The organism is Maribellus mangrovi (assembly GCF_037646455.1).
GTDB lineage: Bacteria > Bacteroidota > Bacteroidia > Bacteroidales > Prolixibacteraceae > Draconibacterium > Draconibacterium mangrovi_A.
The window spans coordinates 1,788,551-1,807,419 of record NZ_JBBIXN010000001.1; the positions used below are offsets into that span (position 1 = coordinate 1,788,551).

Here is an 18,869-nt window from a genome sequence, read left to right on the forward strand (position 1 = left end):
TTGAGATGAGACAAGTATTCGCACTACTTATTCTATTTCTGGCTCTTCATGTTGATGCACAAACAATCGATCGTGTAGAGCCACCCAACTGGTGGGCCGGTATGAAATCGGCCGATTTGCAGTTGATGGTTCACGGGACAGATATTTCGAACCTCGATGTAAGTTTCGATTATCCTGGTGTTGAGCTGGAGTCGGTGAGCAAGGTGGAAAATCAGAACTACCTTTTTATCGACATGAAACTTGCTAAAGACGTAAAACCGGGCTCCTTTGATATTGAATTTACAGAAGGGAAAAAAGAGGTATCGCGCTATAAATATAAACTTTTGGAGAGAAAACCGAATTCTGCTGAACGTGAAGGTTTTAATCCATCGGACGTGATTTACCTGATAACACCCGATCGTTTTGTAAATGGCGATCCATCAAATGATGAGGTGGAAGGAATGCGCGAAGGACTGGACCGGTACGATAAGTGGGGCCGTCATGGTGGTGATATCCGGGGGATCATTAATTCACTGGATTATCTGCAGGATCTCGGTTACACGGCAGTCTGGTTAAATCCGGTTCTTGAAAACGATATGCCAGGTTCGTCATATCATGGCTATGCCACTACCGATTTTTACAAAGTAGATGCGCGTTACGGAGGAAACGAAGAGTACCTCCGGTTAAAAGAAGAATTGGATAAACGCGATATGAAACTGATCATGGATATGATTTTTAATCATTGCGGATTGGAACACTGGTGGATGCACGACATGCCCATGAAAGACTGGATCAACAATTACCCGGATATAAAAATTACCAATCATCGCAGAACTGTTAATCAGGATCCGCATGCATCGGAAGTTGATATTAAGGGAATGGTTGAAGGTTGGTTTGTGACCGCCATGCCTGACATGAACCAACGGAATCCATTTCTTGCAAAATACCTGATCCAGAACAGTATTTGGTGGATTGAATATGCCGGTCTGGAAGGAATTCGTCAGGATACCTGGCCATACCCCGATAAATATATGATGAGTGACTGGACAAAAGCAGTGTTGAAGGAGTATCCCAATTTTAACATTGTGGGCGAAGAATGGAGTCTGAATCCGGCGATTGTTTCGTACTGGCAGAATGGACAGAACAACCGTGATGGTTATCATAACTATGCGCCAAGTATGATGGATTTTCCCTTGCAAAGTGCCGTTTCCGAGGGACTGAAAAATGAAGAAAGCTGGGGAACCGGTTTGATCCAGATCTATGAAATGCTGGCCAACGATTTTTTATATCCCGATCCGGAAATGCTCACCATTTTCCCTGATAACCACGATATGTCGCGCTTTTTTGTACAGGTGGGCGAAGATGTCAACCTGTTGAAAATGGGAGTCGCTTTTTTCCTGACTACCCGCGGGATTCCGCAAATATACTACGGTACCGAAATTCTGATGCGCCACGAAGGAAGTGAACATGGTGATATCCGTGCAGATTTTCCCGGTGGCTGGGCAGAAGATAAAGTAAACGCTTTTACGGGAGAAGGATTGAGCGCTGCAGCAAAAGACATGCAAAATTATGTAGCTACTATCCAAAACTGGCGGAAGAATGCAAGCGTAATTCATAGTGGAAAACTGAAACACTTTGCACCGGAGGATGGAACTTATGTGTATTTCCGGTATAATGAAGATGAAGCTGTGATGGTTATTCTGAATAAAAATGAAGAGGCCAAAACTTTAAATACTGATCGTTTTAATGAAGTGGTTGCTGATTATTCTTCAGGTAAAGAAATCATTTCAGGAAATACGATCAACGATATCTCAGAAATAACCGTTCCGGCGAGATCGGCATCAATCATCGAACTCAAAAAGTAAAATCATAAAAAATGAAACAATATTATTCCATTTTAATTCTAGTGGCTTTCTTGTTGGGAGCCTGTTCAAATTCAAATCAAAAAACGGTTACACCTGCAAGCGATGAAAATCCATTGGCCTGGAGCGAAGATGCTGTAATGTACGAGGTAAATGTGCGGCAATACACATCCGAAGGTACATTTAACGCATTTGCCAAACATCTGCCGCGTTTAAAAGAGCTGGGCGTTGAGATTCTCTGGTTTATGCCAATTCATCCCATTGGTGAGGAGAACCGCAAGGGAACACTGGGGTCGTACTATTCAATTCAAGATTATACAGCTGTAAATCCCGAATTCGGGACGTTTGAAGACTTTAAAACGTTGGTAAAACAGGCGCACGACATGGGCTTTAAGGTGCTGATAGATTGTGTGGCCAATCACACCTCGTGGGACAATGTTTGGATGAGCCAGCACAAAGACTGGTACACACAGGATTCACTGGGCAATGTTTTGCCTCCTAATCCCGATTGGAGCGATGTTGCTGATCTGAATTACAACAATCAGGAAATGCGTGCTGCCATGATCGATGCCATGGATTACTGGGTGGCAGAAGCCAATATTGACGGCTACCGCTGCGATTATGCGGGAGGAGTGCCAACCGATTTTTGGGAAGAAGCACGTGCATCACTCGACAAAATCAAACCGGTTTTTATGCTGGCCGAAGATCAGGATCACCTCGATTTACTGGAAAAAGCATTTGATTGCAATTACGGCTGGACCATGCATCATTACATGAATGAGATTTACAGTGGCGAAAAATCGGTGGATGACATTATGAGCTACTTCATGCAGGTAGATTCGACCTATCCTGCCGGAACTTATCCGCTGCAGTTCACTTCCAATCATGACGAAAATAGCTGGAACGGAACAGCCTATGAACGTTTGGGCGAGGCAGTGAAAACTTTTGCAGTACTTTCGTTTACAATTCCGGGAATGCCACTGATTTACAATGGTCAGGAAGCCGGATTGAACAAGAGACTTGAGTTTTTTGAAAAGGACCAAATCGACTGGAATCGTGATCCTTCGATGACGGATCTTTACGAGCAATTGATAGATCTGAAGCAGGAAAACCCGGCACTTTGGAATGGCGAAGCCGGAACTGATATCGTTTTTTATGCTACTTCCAATCCGGAAGATTTACTTGCTTTTAAAAGAGAAAAAGATAAAAATTCAGTTTTGGTAGTTATGAATCTATCTGAGAATAAACTCACAGGAAATGTTGATGTTGAGGCAGGAAATTACCACGAATTCTTCACCAATGAAGATATCTCTCTGGGCATTAGTGAGGATATTACTTTGGAACCATGGAATTACTTAGTTTTTGTTGAAAATTAAAAAAATGAACTCACTTTAAACCTTTTTTTAAAACCTTTGTTTTTAATAACAAGAATAAATACTCACCATATAGATGGTTTGGTTTTTGGTTTAGTTTAGGTTTAGGTTGATTTGAGAAAAGGTTGGTAGCTATACCAGCCTTTCTTTTTTTGCATTATTTCAAACCAAGTTTCTTTTTCTCCAGCAGCATTTCAATCGATTTCTTTATTCGGCGTTCGCGTGTTTCTGTGCGTTTGGCCATTTTTATCCAAATGAGATATTGCTTTTTGTGCGATTTTGGGAGTTCTTCAAAAAACTTTGCGGCTTGCGGATATTTCTTTAAGGCTGCTTCAAAATCTTCGGGAACGGTCAGATCAATTTTTGACGGAACGATCACTTTATCCCAGTTGCCGTTTTGTTTGGCGGCTTCTACCAGTTTTAATCCGGATAGCTGCATTCTGCCGAATTTCATCAACTCCGCAATGCGTTTTTTGTTCGATTCCGACCAGAGGCTGTTTTCTTTGCGAGGGGAGAATTTGCGGGCGTAACTGTCATCATCCAGCTTTTTTATAAGGCTATCGATCCAACCATAGCAGAGCGCTGTTTTTACTGAATCTTCGTAAGCAACGCCCTGTTTACCGGTGTGCTTCTTATAATACACCAGCCACAATTCGGTTTCTTTATTATGGTTCTCACGCAGCCAGTTTTCCCAATCTCTATCGGTTTCAAAATACCTGGTATTCATAATGTACCAAGTTACTAAAAATACACCCGCATTTCATAAGGGAAAGCGGGTGAGTAAAATAAGATAGTTTTCTGTTCTATTTAAATTCTACGGGTAGCAGGTATTTTACCGGAACCGCTTTCCCGCGTTGTTTGCCGGGCGTCCAGTCGGGCATTTCGTTGGCAATAGCATAAGCACCTTTTGCGGCTGCGTCATTGTCGTTTTCAACAACCTTAATATCTGTCACTTTCCCTTTGCCATTCACGGTAAATGCCACTTTTGCCTTCCCTTTTATTCCTTTTCCCTCGGCCAGTTTTTGCTGCATTTTTGCAATGTAGTTGTGCATCGCTTCAAAGCCGCCGGGGTATTTTGGCATGTCTTCAACAATATAAAATACCTCAGTTTCTCCTGGTTGATCGTCTAAAATATTCATCTTTTTCCCATTCACGTTTACCGTCTTAATTTCTGATTTAGATGGTGGCGGTGGCGGTGGGACTTCTCCGTTTGCCGGTTTTGCATTTTCTTTTGACGGAGGTGGCGGCGGAGGTGGCGGAAGTAATTGTTCACCAGAATAAGCTTTGTTGTATAGCACCTGAACGGCATCTTCCATGACGTATTTCCGGGTAAAGGCACCATTATTTTCTGTACCCGAAATAAGGTCAGAATAACTAACAACCTTGGTTTTCTTTCCTACAAAAGAAAGTACAATGTCTGAATTTTCGCTTACTTCCAAAGCGAATGTACCGTCGAGGTCAACCACTGTGCCTACTGTTCCTCCTTTTATTACTACTGATGTTCCGGGTAATGGCTCGCCTTCTTCGTCAAAGACAATTCCGGCAATTTTAACGGTCTTGTCAGCTTTCAGCAGCGTCGCAGTTTCAGTTGATGTTTCCTCTGCTTGCCCTTTTGAGCGGTATTCCGGCTCGGCAAAAGCAAAAAGCAACAGCGCAAGAACAGGCAATGCCCATACAAATTTCAGCCCCTTTAGCGGGGAAGTTTTCTTTTTCGTCATCATTTTTAATCGATTTGTGCTAAGAGCAAAGTTCAGGTTGTTGGTAATTCCAATAATCTGCATGCCCATCAGCTGGTTTACTAATAAAGCCTGGTAGCGAGCCACAGTGTGTCCCTGCGCAAGAACACCTTTGTCGGCCAGGTACTCATGGTTTTGTTTAATTGATCGTTCAAAGAGCCAAATAAATGGATTGAACCAAAAGATGACTGTTAACAGTTCTATAAAAAGCAGGTCGAACCAGTGATTCTCACGAATGTGCACTTTTTCGTGAGCCAGAATTTCCGGCAGGTCGTCCTGTGTATGAAACTTCGGATTGATAAATATGACATTGAAGAACGAGAAGGGCAGACCGTATTTTTCGTTCTCGATAATGCGAACACCGTTAAATGATTTTATCCGGTGCCTGATCATTAATGCGAATAATACTCCTGTTTGTATGAGTAATCGCAACAGAAATATTGAGGCTCCGGTAATGTATACAATCAGCAAGGCATGCTGCCAGCTAAATGTTGCTGTCGTTTCGTCGGAACCTGCAAAAACCGGGATGTTTTTAAACGTGTCGGAAATGGTTTGAATAGCGGGTTTTGAAGCATTTGTTTCCACCAGTACCTCGTAACGGACTGGAATAAACGGAAGTACAATAGCCAGCAGCAGCGAACCAATCAGAAACCAGCGATTAGCCGAATGAAAAGTTTCGTGCCTCAGGAAAAACCAATATACCATGTAAAAAAGGGCAATTCCTCCTGATGCATTTAGCAAATAGATTAGAAGCGTTTCCATGGTTTTTGTTCCTTTGTACGTTTTAATTCTGCTTCAGTTATCTTCAAAATTTGTTCCAGTTCTTCAACACTCAGGTTGTTTTCGCGGGCAAAAAAGGTGGCCATTTTTGGGAATGAGCCGTTAAAATAATTTTTGACCAGCGAGGTGAACTGAAAACCGGTGTATTCTTTTTTAGAAACCAGCGGCGAAAAAAGGTTAACGTTACCCACCTTCCGGCTTTTAACAAATTCTTTTTTTTCGAGCACCTTTAATACGGTGGCTACCGTAGTATAGGCCGGACGTGGTTCATCAAATCCATCTACCACATCTTTTACAACTCCTTCATTCAAATCCCAAAGAATTTGCATGACTTGCTCTTCGGCTTTTGTTAACTGCTTCATTTATGATTTTTCTTTGTTCAAAAATTCTATTTAAAACTTCCTACTACAAAAATAGTATTTAAAAATTAGAATTAAAACTATTTTAATAAAATAAATACTATAAATATAGTAAAGATTAATAGGTAATAAAAAAACCACCTGAAAATCAGATGGTTTTGATCTATTTGTTTTGATCTTTAATTATGGCCAAACAATGTCGACCGAAGAAATTGAGATTTCTTCGATATTGTATAGTAAGCTATTTCCCGCATCCGGTTCGAAGGAATATGCAAGGATTTCAACTTTATATGTTTTACCGCTTTCAGGTATTTGTGAAACTGGCCAGAATTCGTAAATGGTTTGCGCATTGTTCAAAAGATCTCCCGTGAATAAAACCTCAAAGTTTTCATCTGCTAAACGAACTTGATAAGCATCGGCTTCGGCTACCAACTGCCATTCAATACGAACTTTGTTGTTATTGGCATAAACGGTATCAATGGTTGCAAAATCGATGTCGTTGAAGCTTGCTGATTCGACAAATTCATGCTCAATACCCTCGTTCTCTACAGTAAAGTAAAATGTGCCCAATTCGGGAACTGATGGGGTGAAATCGCCAATTGTGGGTAAGTGGCTGTAAAAATTAGTTTGAGGAATTGGAGAAAGTGTTAATGTTTCTCCCTCGGGAAGTGTCACCGAAGCTGAACTCATGGGTTGATTGGCGTATACGTAAAAAGCTCTTGCATAAACGGCGTCATCGTTAAGTTGTCTTTTCAAGACGATAACTTCGCCATTTCCGTCAAAATTGTCATTTTCTGTGTCGTCTTTACACGACGCAAGTCCTGCAACAATAAATAACAGGATAAATAATTTTCCAATTTTCTGAAGTGTAATCATTTGATTGAGTTTAAATTCCGTTACTAAAATAAGTAAGATTTACTTACTTTCTGTCTCTTTGTGTACTATTGATGCTAAAAGTTTAAATTGGTTGCGTGCAGCATCTAAAAATTATAAACGAAAAATCAGAGTAAATCATACGCACAGCGAAAGAATTGTATCAAAATTTGCTGAGAGAATTGTTTGAAAATATTCTTCAGGAGTTGTTGAGGTAGCTAGTTTCTAGTGTCTTCCAGAATTTCTTTTAAGATGTAGTCGGCGGTTTCAATGTTGGGGACATTCGGGAAGGTTAAGGTGAGTTTTCCGTTCGATTCTTTCATTTTACCCCGGGTTTTACCTTTATGAATGTGCTGAACTACTTTCATAAACATTTCCGACTGGTAGAATGCCGATTTTTGGTCGGAAACAAAATAGCAGATCATTTTCTTGTTCTTCAGGATCATCTTCTCCATGCTTAAATCGATGGCCTTCCAGCGTAATGGAAGAACATCGAGCAATTCGCGACTTTCAGCAGGTAGTTTTCCAAACCGATCCATCAATCCTTTTCTAAACGCATCGAGTTCCTGCTCGTTCTCGATGTTATCCAACTCACGGTAAAGCAGCATGCGTTCCGAGTTTCCGGGAATATAGCTCGAAGGGAAGAGCAATTCCATATCGGTATCTATCGTACAATCGTTCACATATTTTACATTCAGGAAGACCTGCGATTGCTGCTTGTCTTCTTCCTCGAACAAATCTTTAAACTCATCCTGTTTCAGTTCCTGGATGGCTTCATTTAGAATCCGGTGATAAGTTTCGAAACCAATGTCGGCAATAAATCCGCTTTGCTCGGCACCCAGCATGTTTCCCGCTCCACGTATGTCGAGGTCCTGCATGGCGATGTTAAAACCGCTTCCCAGTTCCGAGAACTGCTCAATGGCCTGTATGCGTCTTCGCGCTTCGGCACTTACCGATGAAAGCGGCGGGGTGATGAGGTAACAAAATGCCTTTTTATTCGACCGGCCAACACGTCCGCGCAACTGATGCAGGTCGCTCAAACCAAAGTTTTGTGCCTGGTTAATGATGATGGTGTTCGCATTCGGAATATCGAGCCCCGATTCAATAATGGTAGTGGCGATCAGCACATCGTACTTTCCGTTAATAAAATCGAGCATCACTTTTTCAAGTTTGGGCCCATCCATTTGCCCATGGCCAACTGCAGTTTTTACACCCGGAACAATGCGTTTGACAGTGTCCTCCACTTCGTAGATATTTTGTACCCGGTTGTGGATAAAGAATACCTGTCCATTGCGGTCGATTTCGTAAAGAATAGCTTCTTTGATGATCTGCTCGTTAAAACCGTGTGCTTCGGTAACAATCGGGTAGCGGTTGGGCGGCGGTGTTTGAATGATCGACAGGTCGCGTGCTCCCATCAGCGAAAACTGCAATGTGCGTGGAATTGGAGTTGCTGTTAAAGTCAGTGTATCCACATTAACTTTAAACTGTTTGAGCTTTTCCTTTACCGACACGCCGAATTTTTGTTCCTCGTCGATGATCAGCAGCCCAAGATCGTTGAATTTTACGTCTTTGCTCACCAAGCGATGAGTTCCAATAATAATATCCACTTTACCATCGGTAACTTCGCGAAGTGTTTGTTTAACTTCGGCCGTTGATTTTAAGCGACTAACGTATTCAATACGCACCGGAAAGTCGGCTAAACGTTCTGAAAAAGTTTTGTAGTGTTGCAGCGCCAGAATAGTGGTTGGCACCAAAACGGCCACTTGTTTACTGTCGGCCACGGCTTTAAAAGCTGCGCGAATCGCAATTTCGGTTTTCCCAAAACCTACGTCGCCGCACACGAGTCGGTCCATGGGCATGGTTCGTTCCATGTCGCTCTTCACGGCAGTTGTTGCTTTTTCCTGGTCAGGTGTATCTTCGTAGATAAAAGAGGCTTCCAATTCGGTCTGCAGGTACGAATCGGGTGTAAAAGCATACCCTTTTTCGGCTCGTCGTTTGGCATACAGGGCGATCAGTTCTTTGGCAATGTCCTTCACCTTCGATTTGGTGCGGTTTTTCATTTTCTGCCAGGCAGCCGTTCCCAGTTTGTTGATGTTGGGTTCGCTGCCATCCTTACCCTTGTATTTCGAAATGCGGTGCAGCGAATGAATACTCACCAGCAGCGAGTCGTTGTCGCGGTACACCAGACGGATGGCTTCCTGCATTTTACCGTTGACTTCGGTTTTCGCGAGCCCGGCAAATTTCCCGATCCCGTGATCGATATGTACCACATAATCGCCTGGGTGCAATTTATTCAGTTCTTTTAATGAAATGGCTTCACGCTGTGCTTTCCGGCTTTTTAGTTTGAAACGGTGGTAACGCTCAAAAATCTGGTGATCGGTGTAAACACAGGTTTTTGTCTCGTGATCGATAAATCCTTCGTGCAAAATAAAATTCACCGGCGTGAAATTCACATTTACATCCGTATCTTTAAAAATGGATTGCAGACGCTCGATCTGCTTTTCCTGGTTGGAAAGGATCAAAATCCGGTAGCCGCTTTTCTGGTGCTCCTTCAGGTTTTCGGCCAACAACTCGAAATTCTTATTGAAAACCGGTTGCGGCGAAGTTGAGAACTCAAAACGTTCGGTAGCTTCAAAAGTGAGGTCGAAACCAAAATCAAAAAGGCTAAGACCGTTTAACTGTTTTTGCAGATTGTTAGCGGTGATCATAAGATCAGCTATATTTTCCTCTTCGCGAGCCAGCAGGGTTTGTCGGTGGATCTCCGAAATCCGGTCGATGAATTGATTCAGATTATTGCCCAGCCAAATGCTTTGCTCACCAATAAATTCAGCCAGTGATATTCGTTGTCCCTCAACATTATTGTTTTGGATATTCGGAACAATTGTGATGGAATTTAAATTTGATTTCGACAATTGGTTTTCGATGTCGAAGCTGCGGATCGAGTCAATTTCATTTCCGAAAAAATCGATGCGATAGGGATCTTCGTGCGAAAAAGAAAAAACGTCAACAATACTTCCCCGCACTGAAAATTGCCCCGGTTCGTAGACAAAATCCATGCGTTCGAAACCGTATTCATACAAAAATTCATTAATGAATTCAATGGAAAGTTTGTCGCCGGTTTTTACCTGCAAAGTATTGCTTTCTAGGCTTTCGTTCGAAATTACTTTTTCAATCAGTGCTTCGGGATAACTGATTACCAAATATGGTTTGTCAGCGTTTGAAAGCACATTGAGGACTTCGGTGCGTTGTACTACATTTTCCTGTTCGGGCTGATCGTACTGGATAGAACGTTTGTAAGAAGCCGGAAAGAATAAGGTATCGTTACCAAAACCGAGGTTGTTCAGATCGTCGTAGAAATAGGCCGCTTCTTCACGATCATTGAGCAGCATTACAAAGTTTTTACCGGCCTTTTTAAATAGCTTTGAAAGTAAAATAGTTTTGGAAGAGCCAATAAGCCCATGCAGGTGAAGCTTTTCACCCGGGGGGGTATTGAGTTTTTTAGCTACCTGCTCGAGCCTCTTATACCCCTCGAAATATTTCAGAAACGATGTGGTTTCCAAAAATCAGAATTTTGGGCAAAGATAGGTTTTACAAAAAATTAGTGCATAAAAAAAGGAGCAAATTTGCTCCTTCATTCTTATTTGTCTTTATGTTTGTTTGGCTTGAAATGATATAACAGCGTAAGACTTCCATTGCTAGTCAGAATGGCTAACTTATCGGTCATAACTTCTTCCATTTCATCCCCATAAACATTTTCACGCATTGTAACGCTAAGAAATACAACGGGATTAGCGTATTCCATAATTGGATTTTCCGGATCAATTTTAAACTGGACTTTACGAATGTAATTTCCAATAGGTGTAATCTTTATGTTCTCGATTCCGGAATTTAAAGTGAACACGGTGTCTTTAGATACTTTCCCATTTTCATCTTCAATTGTAGATGTCAGATAAATATCAATTTCGTAGTTTATAATTTTTTCAGTTTGCGCAAAACTTTTAGGAACAGACAAAATCATCAACAAAAGGACCAAAAGTCCAATAAATCTTAATTTTTTCATAATGAGAAATTTAACGGGTTTGCAAATCAATTACAAATTAAGAATTGTTTTTGATAAATTCCAAAATTTCGCGACTATCCTTTGTCACATCCACATCCGTGTTCTTGTAAACAATGTTTCCGTCTTTCCCAATAATAAAGGTCCAGCGGCTTGAAGTTACGCCCCGAACCAAGTCGAAACTTTCTCCATCTATTTCCCTTGTTATGCTGCCACCATCGCGGGTTGGTACACCAAATTTGTTAGCAATTTCACCGTGCGAATCTGACAACAGAGGGAAATTAAGGTTATTCGCTTTTTTAAACAATTTCAAACCTTCAACATTGTCGCCGCTTACGCCAACTACTACTGCGTCGGCATCATCGATTTCGTTGTGCATATCGCGATATGCACAAGCCTGAGCAGTGCAACCGCCTGTCATTGCTGCCGGATAGAAATACACTACAATAAATTTCTTACCAAGATATTCATCTGAATCCCAGGTAAAACCATCGTCGGCCACTGCCGAGAATGAAGGAGCTTTATCGCCAACTTCAAGGTCCTGAGCATACCTTACATTCAATAATATCGAAATAGTAGCAATCAGTATTAATATCGTTTTCATCTTGTTCTATTTTAAAAATTAATATCGTTTGCCAAGAAGACAAATGAAGGTGCTTTTTGTTTATACAGAATACCCGAACGGAATTGCTACTTTACAACATAAAGCGTTTTAAATCAGCCTGATTTTGATTAATTTTAAACAAAACGTTGAAAATGGGGCACGCATACGCATATCGCTGCGATCACTGTGGATATTCCGAAGAATTTAACCAGGGTCATGGTTTTTTGGTGCATTCGCAGTCGCTAAAGGAATACCTGAAACAACCCACAAAAATATTTCATTACAAAACACGCGAAGTGCTTCGAAAATTGGCAAAGGAGAAGGATGACTTGTTCCTGAAAGCCGGTTTTCAGATCTACAAATGTCCGCATTGCAAAACCCTGCGTGATAAAATTGAAGTGACTGTTTTTGATGGCGAGAAGGTAGTTCACAAAAGCGAGTTCAGGTGTCCGGCCTGCAGGTCGCGACTGAAACTCACCAATATTCATCGGTTGAAAAAAGCGATATGCCCGAAGTGCCGCAAGCGCACTTTCCACAGGGAGTATTCAAGTAACTTGTTGTGGGATTAAATTTTCTTTTCGCATTCTTTTTGGTACTCGAGGAATGTGCTGTTGCCGGGGTATTTTGTGGTAAGTATTTTAAAATGTTTTAGACCGGTTACCGGTTGATTTTCGATTTTCTGATACATGCGAGCCAGGAAAAATCGGGAAATGGTATTTAGCATTTCATTGTTATCGGCAGCAAATTCTTCCATTCGAACCAGCTTTTCAAGGCGTTGCTCCGAATTGATCTGGCTCGATAAAAAATTCACATCTTCAATATATTCAAACATGATAATGTAAACTTCGAGCAGCTTTTGTTCATCAGCAGATCCGGAAATATTGCCGGGTATAATCTCATTGATCAGGCTTCTCATTTCAGCACGCGTCGTGAGCAACCCAATCAGGTTCAGTTTCCTTTTTTCGTAACGCAGCTGGTACGATTTTAATAGTAGCAGGTGTATTTTTTGCTCATTGTTTTCGACTAATGTTTCATCTTGTTGTTTCAGCAGAATTTCAAGTTTTTTGGTGTTTTGTTTCGTTCTGTCAGTACGGTATTTCCACCAATGCAGATCGAGATTTAACAGAAGGTAATAAAATTCGTCGAGGTTGTTTTTTTGAATATTCAGCTCTTGTTCAGCAGCCTCCAGTTCTTCGTGGTAAATGAGGGAGAAAACGCTGTTGGCAATGCTGTCGGTCTTGCCCGCAAAACTTTGCAGGTGAAGGGTGAGAAGCAGGATTGAAAGCCAGACCGTTTTATTCATTCAATAACCGATTTGAATACAAATTACATGCTTTGAATGAAGTTTCCAAAATTGTGGCTAAACAGCATAGAACGAAAACCTGCTTTTATTTACACGCTTCAAGGTATACCACAAATTTCAGGTTTTCGAGTAAAGTTTTGCTGAGCCACTCAAAATTCACCAATGCTTTGTCGGGCTCCTTTTTATATTTTAAATGGATTTTTCCTACGAAGTAATTGCTCAGCGTTTGAACAATTAGTTGCTTTGATCGCGACAGTTTTTCCATGTTCCGGATGGCCTGATCTATCTTTGTGTCTTTATTCTTAACAAAAAATGGTTGGAGGAAATTGTCGAAATAATCGATGAGTGCATTGTACAGCTGAAATAGCTTTTGTTAGTTGGGAGGTAAAGTGTTGGCCTTAGGTTGAAACTCGCGAAACAATGCCATAGTTTGCTTTCGGGTTGAAATGGCGCCAATCAACTGGAAACGTTTGATTTGGTAGCGCAGCTGGTAAGAGTGTAATCAGCCGAATGACTTTTTCTTCGTCGGAAGCTGCATTTTCGTACATGTATTTTTGAAGTGTTTGCTCAAATTCAGGATAATTCGGTGTATCGGTTCCGGTTACATTTTTCCAGTAGCTGCAATCGATATCGAGCACGGCAAAATACATCGGATCGATGTTGGCTTCGTTCGCTAGTAAAAGGATTTGTGCTGAATCGTATTTCTGGTTGTAAATCTGCCGGAATATATTTTCAGCAACAGTGTTCTGAGCCGAGGAAATAATCGATAATGAAAATACAAATGATATGGTGCAAAGAAGAAACCGAATATTTATTTGGTGAATTCCAGTAACATCCCAAAATGAGGGATCCCGTCTTCGAGGTATTCTTCGGTGATTACAACAAATCCAAGATCCTCGTAAAATTTCTGCAGGTATTTCTGCGCGCTGATTTTTATCTTATCAGCTTTCCATTCTTCAAGAATATATTGCTTGGCTGCTTTCATCATTTCAATGCCCAAACCTGTTCCGCGTTCGGTTTCTTTCACAACTACCCGCCCGATGGAATAATCGTGAAACCGACTGCCGGGTTTTAGCAATCGTGAATACGCCACCAGTTCTTCATTCTTTTTTACAAAAAGATGAACCGCTTGTTTGTCGTGACCGTCCATATCATTGTAAACACAATTTTGCTCCACCACAAAAATCTCTGAACGGAGTTTCAGAATTTCGTAAAGTTCTTCGGTTGTTAATTCGGAGAAATGTTTGAATGTGAATTTCATGAATTAATTTTTAATATCTGCACGGCAAATTTAAACGAATAAACTGGCAAGCAAAGTAAAAGCCAGCCCGCACAATGCAATTATCGATTCCATCACCGTCCACGATTGCAGGGTTTGTTTTTCGTTCATTCCGAAATATCTGCCTACCAGCCAAAATCCGCTGTCGTTGACATGTGACAACAAGGTAGCACCCGATGCAATAGCCAAAACCACCAGTGCTCTCTGGGGATCGTTCAGTCCCAACTCATTAATCACCGGCGCGACAATTCCGGCCGCTGTTATCATAGCAACGGTTGCCGAGCCCTGCGTTACACGAACAATAGCAGCAAGAATCCAGGCAAGTGCAATGGGTGGGAGTGCAGAATTTGCCATCGATTCGGCCATCATTTTCCCGATCCCTGAATCCACCAATATTTGTTTAAGCACTCCTCCTGCTCCGGTAATTAAGATGATAATTCCTGCCGGGCCCAGGGCTTTGGTGCTCAAATCGAGTATGGTTTGTTTGGGCATTCCTCGTTTTACACATAAAACATAAATCGCGATTAAGGTTGCGATGATCAGAGCTGAAAACGGATGCCCAATAAATTCAACGCCTTCTGTAAGCATCGATTTTTCGATCACTCCTTTTTCAACAAGAAGAGAGGATAAGGTATTCAGTAAAATCAAGACCAGCGGGATTGAAATGATCAGGGCCACAACGCGAAACGACGGCAGATCTTTGTCTTTTTTATCTTCGCTGAAGGAATTTAAAAATTCGGCAGGAGGCAAAATGTGTAGCTTCTTTGAAATGTATTTTCCCCAGAACGGACCGGCAATAACAGCCGTAGGAAATCCCAGAATTACGCCAAAAAATATGACCCAGCCCAATTGGGCATTAAGAATATCGGATACTGCAACCGGACCTGGAGTTGGTGGAATAAAGCTGTGGGTGACTGCAAGGCCTGCCAACAGCGGAATGCCGTAGTATAGCAACGACTTTCCGGTGTCTTTGGATAAAGCATAAATGATCGGTACAAGGATAATAAAACCCACATCGAGAAAAACAGGAATCGCAACAATAAAACCGGTTATCACCATTGCCCAGCTTGCCTTTTCTTTGCCAAACTTTTTCACAAGTGAATGGGCGAGCGACAAAGCACCTCCTGAGCTTTCAAGCATCTGCCCAAAAATGGCGCCCAATCCAACCACAGTAGCAACGAAACCCAGCGTACTCCCCATTCCGTCCTGTATGCTCTGAAGAATATTTTTCAGTGGCATTCCGGTTAGAATTCCAACATAGATTGAGATGATAAGCAGCGTGATAAAAGCACTTATTTTTAATTTGAGCACCATGAAAAGCAGTAGAGCAACCGCTGAGGTGACCAAAAAAAAGATAAAAAATGTTGACATAGTTTTTAGGTTTAGTTTGCGTAAAAGTAGTTAGACCAGCCGGCCGTCCATATCTTTTCGTTCTTTTTCGGGTTGAAGCGGAAATTTTACCGGTTGATTGTCGCGTGTTGAACGGTAAATTGCAGTAAACAACTCAACTGTTCTTCGTCCTTCTTCACCTGTTACCAAAGGATCGGTGTTGTTCCTCAAAGCTGTCAAAAAATCATCAATCTGTTTCTCCATGTAATAGACAGTTGGATCAACTGATTGAAAAAAAGCAGAGTCTTCTCCCTTCCATTTTTCGAGGTATTGTTCTTCGCCCGGAACCGTCCAGATGTCGTTGACGGGAGGTTCAAGAATTCCAGACATGCCGGCAACAAACATGGCGCCGTCATCGGTTTGAACACCTAATGAAGCGCCATTGTCGCCATGTACATGTACTTTCCCGTAAATTCCGGGTTTGGTCGAGTTACTCACAATAATGTTACCTATCCCGCCATTTTGGAATTTAATGATGGCCACGGCCGTATCTTCCACTTCGATATAAGGGTGATTCAGGTTTTTCCAGACACCATAGACTTCGTCGATTTCGCCCATGTACCACAACAAAATATCCAGCTGATGCGGTGCCTGGTTGACCAGAACTCCGCCGCCTTCCATAAGCCAGGTTCCGCGCCATGCATCTGTATCGTAATATGCTTTATCGCGCCAGCCAAGTATATTTACCGTTCCAAAAACCGGTTTCCCGATTTTTCCATCGTCGATTGCGTTTTTTATTCGTTTTACCGGTTCGTACCAGCGCCGCTGACTAATTACTCCAAGCTTAACACCGTACTTTTTGCATGCACCAATCATTTCATCAGAATCCGTAAGTGTTGATGCCAGCGGTTTTTCAACCAAAACGTTTGCTCCGGCTTTAGCGGCTTCCAGCGTTGGTTCGAGGTGAAAAGGATGAGGCGTACAAACAATGGCCAGGTCAATTTCTTTTTCGGAAATGAGTTTTGATATGTCTGAAAAGGCCTGAACATTGTATTCTGAAGCGAAGTTTACTGCCGTTTCGAGTGTTCTGCTCCAAACACCTGATAATTGTGCATTAGGTATGTTCCGAATAGCTTTAGCATGAAGGTGAGCTACTTTGCCACAGCCCAGAATGGAAATATTGTAAAGATCTTTTTTCAAGTTGATTTGAGTTTTATGGTTTGTGTTGATTTTGGCATGGTGGAAAAGGCATTTAGCATTTTATGGTACAAGAATAACTTTCTTCAATCCGGCTTCTTTGTGGTACAATCGTTTAAACCAATCAGCTCCTTCTGAAAGAAGAGCAACAGCCGAGATCATTTCGTCAACCTGTATTTTGCCGGCTGAAATCAGCTGAAGTACCGTTTCGTATTCTCCCCTGATGGCACAGCTTCCCAGTACTTTTATTTCGCGGGTAACAACACTTTGAAGTGGAAAATCGATGCTGGGAGAAAGGTTGCCAACCAACACCACTTTTCCGCCCTTTCTGACAATTTCGATCGCATTTTTAACGGTCGGGCTAATTCCGACCGCTTCAAAAACATGGTCGACTCCGCGCTGATTTGTCCGGGCTAAAACTTCCTTCATCAAATCGTTCTTTTCCGGATTCAAAATGACTTCGGCACCAAATGTTTTTGCCATTTCCAGTTTCGAATCGTCAATATCGATCGCAAAAAGTGGAGAGGGATTAGAGAGAGCTAAAAGTTGAACAAGGAACAAACCGATCATTCCGGCTCCTACAACAGCAGCACTTTCTCCTACTTGAATTCCGGACTGATTAATGGCATGAAGCGCAACTGCAGCAGGCTCCACCATGGCCGCCTGTTCAAAGGTGACATTATCGGGCAATTTGTACAAAATGTGTTCTGGCACCGTTACGTATTCGGCAAAAGCTCCGTGCTTTTTGTATGTCCCAGGCGACACTCCAAGAACTTGTCGGTTCTCGCTTAAGTTGTAATGGCCATTCAATGTAAACCAGTCGTTTAGCGGATAAATCGTTGAATCGAATGTCACCCTGTCGCCAATATTCCAGCCTGATACTTCACTTCCAAGAGCTGTGATAATGCCGGAAGCCTCGTGTCCCATAATAATCGGCGGAATTCTTCTTCCTGTACTGCCGTCCATTCCGTGCACATCAGAGCCGCAAATTCCGCAGGCTTTTACCTTTACCAGTACTTCGTTTGTTCCCGGGATGGGTTCAGCAACATCTTGGTAAACCAGTTCATTGTAATTCTCGAGCACCAATGCTTTCATAGTTTAGTTTTGATAATTGGAATTAAATATAGATATATGCGTGGACGATAGCAAGTGTGGATTCGAACTCTTTTTTATTCCGCTAAACCGGTGTATGTTTTCCGTCCTTCTACTACTCTGTTTCGATATTGCCGTGGCGACATTCCCATTTTCTTTTTAAAATCTTTCGTGAAATAGTAAGGATCGGTGTAGCCCAGGTTGAATGATACCTCTTTCACTTTCATGTTGGTGTAATCGAGAAATTCGCAGGCCTTCAGTATTTTCAGATGCGAAAAGTAAGAGATGGGTGAGTAATTGGTTTCTTTACGGAAAAGTGTGCTGAGATAGGTAGGTGAATAACCAACTTCAACAGCCAGTTTGTTGAGCGTTAGTTTTTTGTGAAGGTTTTTGCCCAGGTAGTTGATTGCTCTGCGAACCACCGGATTCGATTCTTCTTCGAGATCGTCGCCGGTGCGGTTGGCATAAATAAAAGTGGCCAGCAGGTGTCCAAAACACAGGTTTATATATTCTAGGTTTTCGTCGTGAAAGCCTTTTGACAGGTTATTAAAAATCTCATCGAACAGCATTTCGCGGTTAGCCACCATATTGTTCACCGAAGGAATTAGGTTTCTGACCAGTGCAAATTCTTTCCCCAGATAACGCGCTTTTTTACCATCGAAAGCAGCCAACAGAAAACGAGAATCGACATCCAGCACCGAGTAGAATTTAAAGTTTTCGTTCTTGGGAATAACAAAGAACTGCTCTCCGGAAATCGGGATCTGCTCATTCCCGATCTGGACAATTCCGTCGCCTTTTGTGCAGTATGCCAGCAGATTGGCTGATAAAGTAACTTCTGAATTCCAGATGCTTCCGCTTTTTACTTCAATTTCGCCAATTTCCGTGAGGTACAGATCGCCTGTAATTTTATTGACTTTCTGCTCCTCGGTAAGCGCTTTTGGTAAGCGGTAATATCTTTTTTCCTGAATCATGCACAAAATTTGGATTCAAAACTCAATAAAGTAATATTTACCATCTTTTTCAAAGAAAATACTATTTTTTGAGTC

Annotated in this window: 18 protein-coding genes; 3 read left to right on the top strand and 15 right to left on the bottom strand. The window is 41.9% G+C overall.

What is annotated here, in order from left to right:
- The first annotated feature begins 5 nt into the window (after positions 1-5).
- On the top strand, positions 6-1,844 hold the full coding sequence (locus WFY05_RS06900; protein ID WP_340112033.1) for a glycoside hydrolase family 13 protein: 1,839 nt from the start codon (positions 6-8) through the stop codon (positions 1,842-1,844).
- Between the two features lie 11 nt (positions 1,845-1,855).
- Complete coding sequence (locus tag WFY05_RS06905; RefSeq protein WP_340112034.1) at positions 1,856-3,217, top strand: alpha-amylase family glycosyl hydrolase; 1,362 nt, start codon at positions 1,856-1,858, stop codon at positions 3,215-3,217.
- Positions 3,218-3,371: 154 nt separating this feature from the next.
- On the opposite strand, the gene WFY05_RS06910 is transcribed toward WFY05_RS06905, so the two are convergent.
- From WFY05_RS06910 to WFY05_RS06940, 7 genes are all read right to left on the bottom strand, one after another.
- Positions 3,372-3,941 carry a YdeI/OmpD-associated family protein gene (locus tag WFY05_RS06910; RefSeq protein ID WP_340112035.1) on the bottom strand — a complete coding sequence of 190 codons (570 nt, stop codon included), beginning with the start codon at positions 3,939-3,941 and terminating at the stop codon, positions 3,372-3,374.
- 76 nt (positions 3,942-4,017) lie between these two features.
- Complete coding sequence (locus WFY05_RS06915; protein WP_340112036.1) at positions 4,018-5,712, bottom strand: M56 family metallopeptidase; 1,695 nt, start codon at positions 5,710-5,712, stop codon at positions 4,018-4,020.
- Positions 5,697-6,092, bottom strand: coding sequence for a BlaI/MecI/CopY family transcriptional regulator (locus WFY05_RS06920; protein ID WP_340112037.1), 396 nt, complete (start codon positions 6,090-6,092; stop codon positions 5,697-5,699). The genes WFY05_RS06915 and WFY05_RS06920 overlap by 16 nt, the downstream gene beginning before the upstream one ends.
- Positions 6,093-6,272: 180 nt before the next feature.
- Entirely contained in the window at positions 6,273-6,965 is a 693-nt protein-coding gene (locus WFY05_RS06925) for a hypothetical protein (RefSeq protein WP_340112038.1), read from the bottom strand.
- Between the two features lie 215 nt (positions 6,966-7,180).
- Positions 7,181-10,522, bottom strand: coding sequence for a transcription-repair coupling factor (gene mfd / locus WFY05_RS06930; RefSeq protein ID WP_340112039.1), 3,342 nt, complete (start codon positions 10,520-10,522; stop codon positions 7,181-7,183).
- Positions 10,523-10,599: 77 nt separating this feature from the next.
- Positions 10,600-11,022 carry a hypothetical protein gene (locus tag WFY05_RS06935; protein WP_340112040.1) on the bottom strand — a complete coding sequence of 141 codons (423 nt, stop codon included), beginning with the start codon at positions 11,020-11,022 and terminating at the stop codon, positions 10,600-10,602.
- A 37-nt stretch (positions 11,023-11,059) separates the two neighbouring features.
- On the bottom strand, positions 11,060-11,623 hold the full coding sequence (locus tag WFY05_RS06940; RefSeq protein WP_340112041.1) for a peroxiredoxin: 564 nt from the start codon (positions 11,621-11,623) through the stop codon (positions 11,060-11,062).
- 152 nt (positions 11,624-11,775) lie between these two features.
- Here WFY05_RS06940 and WFY05_RS06945 point away from each other — a divergent pair, with 152 nt between their 5' ends.
- Complete coding sequence (locus WFY05_RS06945; protein WP_340112042.1) at positions 11,776-12,192, top strand: hypothetical protein; 417 nt, start codon at positions 11,776-11,778, stop codon at positions 12,190-12,192.
- On the opposite strand, the gene WFY05_RS06950 is transcribed toward WFY05_RS06945, so the two are convergent.
- The 8 genes from WFY05_RS06950 to WFY05_RS06985 form a co-directional block, all read right to left on the bottom strand.
- The gene (locus WFY05_RS06950; protein WP_340112043.1) at positions 12,189-12,926 is read right to left on the bottom strand and encodes a hypothetical protein; all 738 of its coding nucleotides are present in this window, start codon (positions 12,924-12,926) and stop codon (positions 12,189-12,191) included. The two genes, WFY05_RS06945 and WFY05_RS06950, sit on opposite strands and share 4 nt — an antisense overlap.
- An 85-nt stretch (positions 12,927-13,011) precedes the next feature.
- Positions 13,012-13,191: a hypothetical protein gene (locus WFY05_RS06955; RefSeq protein ID WP_340112044.1), complete on the bottom strand. Its 180-nt coding sequence runs from the start codon at positions 13,189-13,191 to the stop codon at positions 13,012-13,014.
- A gap of 133 nt (positions 13,192-13,324) precedes the next feature.
- On the bottom strand, positions 13,325-13,576 hold the full coding sequence (locus WFY05_RS06960; protein WP_340112045.1) for a hypothetical protein: 252 nt from the start codon (positions 13,574-13,576) through the stop codon (positions 13,325-13,327).
- Positions 13,577-13,737: 161 nt separating this feature from the next.
- Positions 13,738-14,187 carry a GNAT family N-acetyltransferase gene (locus tag WFY05_RS06965; RefSeq protein WP_340112046.1) on the bottom strand — a complete coding sequence of 150 codons (450 nt, stop codon included), beginning with the start codon at positions 14,185-14,187 and terminating at the stop codon, positions 13,738-13,740.
- 30 nt (positions 14,188-14,217) lie between these two features.
- The gene (locus WFY05_RS06970) at positions 14,218-15,576 is read right to left on the bottom strand and encodes a GntP family permease (RefSeq protein WP_340112047.1); all 1,359 of its coding nucleotides are present in this window, start codon (positions 15,574-15,576) and stop codon (positions 14,218-14,220) included.
- 30 nt (positions 15,577-15,606) lie between these two features.
- Complete coding sequence (locus WFY05_RS06975) at positions 15,607-16,734, bottom strand: Gfo/Idh/MocA family protein (protein WP_340112048.1); 1,128 nt, start codon at positions 16,732-16,734, stop codon at positions 15,607-15,609.
- A 60-nt stretch (positions 16,735-16,794) separates the two neighbouring features.
- Positions 16,795-17,826 carry a galactitol-1-phosphate 5-dehydrogenase gene (locus WFY05_RS06980; protein ID WP_340112049.1) on the bottom strand — a complete coding sequence of 344 codons (1,032 nt, stop codon included), beginning with the start codon at positions 17,824-17,826 and terminating at the stop codon, positions 16,795-16,797.
- A 74-nt stretch (positions 17,827-17,900) separates the two neighbouring features.
- On the bottom strand, positions 17,901-18,794 hold the full coding sequence (locus tag WFY05_RS06985) for an AraC family transcriptional regulator (RefSeq protein WP_340112050.1): 894 nt from the start codon (positions 18,792-18,794) through the stop codon (positions 17,901-17,903).
- Positions 18,795-18,869: the final 75 nt, after the last annotated feature.